Source organism: Micromonospora globispora, from assembly GCF_003857015.1.
Lineage (GTDB): Bacteria > Actinomycetota > Actinomycetes > Mycobacteriales > Micromonosporaceae > Micromonospora > Micromonospora globispora.
In genome coordinates this window covers 1-2595 of sequence record NZ_QGGF01000506.1, presented here as the reverse complement: position 1 = coordinate 2595, position 2595 = coordinate 1, and the positions used below count along the sequence as shown (strand labels likewise).

Sequence of the window (2595 nt, the reverse complement as noted above, 5' to 3'; positions counted from 1 at the left end):
CTCCTGCTGCTCGGCCGGCTCCGGCGCGGCGGCCGGCTTGGGCTGGCCGTCCGGGCGCGGCGTGGCGGCACCCGGCGCGGGCCGGTAGTCGGCGAAGAAGTCGTGCCAAGCCGAGTCGACACTCGAGGGGTCGGCGAGGTAGCGCTGGTACATTTCCTCGACGATCCACTCATTCGGGCCGAAACCCGCCAGTGGGTTCTCCTGCGAAGTCTGCTGGGTCGACACGGCCGGTAATCGCCTCTTTCACGCGGGTTCGTATGTCACGCGGTATCCGCCGATGCCGGAACAGGGCACGGGAGACGGCTCCCAGGCTACGCCGTACGGATGGCGCAGGCATTCTCGCCTCCGGCTGGTGGTCCGTTTCACAGAAGATGCCAGAAGTCCGACAAGCGCTGCGGGTTCCGTCCACTCCTGGTAAGCGACGAACGGCCCCGGTCAGTGACGCGTGGTCACCGGCCGGGGTCGTGTCGGGTAGCCGTCAGGAGATGTCGCGCCGGCGGATGGTCAGCACGCCGATCACGCCGGCCACGACGGCGTACCCGATCAGCACGGCCGCCCCCGCCCAGCGCGGCGGGTTGCCCGGGATCTCGGCCCCGCTCACCATCAGCCCCGACGCCAGCGAGGGGACCAGCAACTGGAGCTTGTTGATCCAGTCGCCGAACTTCATGGCCAGCAGGCTGATCGCGATGGCGGCGCCGATGGTGCCGCCCAGGTAGAGCAGGATGCCCGTCACCGTGGCGCCGATCTGGCTCCGGATCAGCACGCCGATCCCGACCCCCAGCACCGACCAGAGCAGGTACGCCAGCCCGTTGAGGGCCACCGCCCGCCAGACCGCTCCGCTGCCGAGGTGGGGATCGACGTCCACCGCGTGCAGCACCAGCGGGGCGGCGACCAGGTTGAGCAGGGTGGTGCCCAGCCAGAAGAGCAGCGCCAGCACGCCCGCCGCGGCCAGCTTGGCCAGCATCACCGCGGTGCGGTGCGGCGCGGTGAGGAACGTCGTGGTCACCGTCTGGTGGAAGAATTCGTTGGTCACCACGACGATGCCGAGCAGCAGCACGATGAGCAGGCCGAAGAACTGGCCGGTGGTGTAAAGGTTGGCGGCCAGGCTGTCCGCGCTGGCGGCCGCAGCCACCCGGTCGGCCTGCTCGGCCGGCACGTCACTCATGTTCGCGCTGGTCAGGGTTTCGGCCTGCAGCCAGTTGTAGAGCACGGCGAGGGCCCAGAGCGGCAGGGTGATCAGCCCGAAGAGCCACCACGTGTTGGTGGTACGGATCTTGAGCAGCTCGGATCGGACCAGGTTCATCGGATGTCCGCCTTTCCGGCCGTCAGTTCGAGGAAGACGCCCTCCAGGTCGGGGCGTTCGGTGGTCAGCTCGTGCAGCTCGACCTTGGCGGCCAGCGCCGCCCGGCCGACCGTCGGGGCGTCCACCCCGGTGATCAGCAGCGCTCCGTGCTCGTCCCGGGTCACGGTGGCGGCCTGGTCGCGCAGCACCGCGGTCAGCTCCTCCGCCTGCGGGGTGCGCACCCGCACCTGGACGCCGTGGGCCATCGAGGCGATCACCTGGTCCACCGGCCCCTGCCGGACCAGCCGGCCGGCCGCGATGATCACCACGTCGTCGGCGAGCAGCTGCATCTCCGACAGCAGGTGGCTGGAGACCAGCACGGTCCGGCCCTCGGCGGCCAGCCCCTTGAGGAAGCCGCGCATCCACCGGATGCCCTCCGGGTCGAGGCCGTTCGCCGGCTCGTCGAGGATCAGCACCTGCGGGTTGCCGAGCATCGCGGCGGCGATGCCGAGCCGCTGCTTCATGCCCAGCGAGTAGCCCTTGAACTTGCGCCTGGCCGCCGGGGTGAGCCCGACCAGGGCCAGCGCCTCGTCGGCCCGCTGCCGGGGCAGCCCCGCGGCCGCGCAGATCACCCGCAGGTGGTTGAGCCCGGTGCGGCCCTTGTGCGCGCTGGACGCCTCCAGCACCGCGCCGACCGAGCCCAGCGGGTCGCTCAGGTCGACGTACCGGTGGCCACCGATGGTCGCCTCGCCGGCCGTCGGGGTGACCAGGTTGAGCAGCATGCGCAGGGTGGTGGTCTTACCGGCGCCGTTCGGGCCGAGGAAGCCGGTGACCCGACCCGGCTCGACGGTGAAGGACAGGCTGTCCACCGCCCGGACGTTCCTGTACTGCTTGGTCAGTCCGGACACCACGATCTGGCCGGTCCCGGCGCTGGGGCTTGACTGCCCGTCGGACATCGTTCTCCTCTCCTGCCACGGCGCGCGGGCGCGCCGGTGGGGGCGCCGTCGCGGAGGCGCCGGGCCCAGCCTGGCAAGGCCGCGCAAGGGAGTCATCGGGCGGGATGCCTACTCCGCCCTCCGTCCGGGGCAGGAGGTGATCATCCCGGGGGAGGAGAGATCAGGCCGGGGGCAGCGCGATCCAGGTGGCCCGGGCGTACGCCAGCAGGGTGCCGTCCGGCCCGTAGAGGCTGGAGTGCACCAGCGCCTTGCGCCCCTCGGCGCCGACCATCGCCCCGGTCACCACACACTCGTCGCCGGGCTCCGGCAGCGCCGTGACCACGGCCGCGATCCGGCCCAGGACGTACGGGCGGCCGG

At 71.6% G+C, this 2595-nt stretch carries 3 protein-coding genes and 1 pseudogene; all 4 read right to left on the bottom strand.

The window, feature by feature from the left end:
• Positions 1-225: 2-oxoglutarate dehydrogenase E1 subunit family protein (locus DKL51_RS27420; protein ID WP_148097852.1), on the bottom strand; the 225-nt coding region annotated here is incomplete at its 3' end.
• A gap of 253 nt (positions 226-478) precedes the next feature.
• Complete coding sequence (locus tag DKL51_RS27415) at positions 479-1303, bottom strand: DUF2705 family protein (protein WP_109943106.1); 825 nt, start codon at positions 1301-1303, stop codon at positions 479-481.
• Positions 1300-2238, bottom strand: a complete 939-nt coding sequence (locus tag DKL51_RS27410) for an ABC transporter ATP-binding protein (RefSeq protein ID WP_109943107.1) — start codon at positions 2236-2238, stop codon at positions 1300-1302. Before DKL51_RS27410 ends, DKL51_RS27415 begins: the two co-directional genes overlap by 4 nt.
• A gap of 160 nt (positions 2239-2398) precedes the next feature.
• Positions 2399-2595 (bottom strand): annotated as a pseudogene (locus tag DKL51_RS27405) (hypothetical protein); the annotation flags it as partial.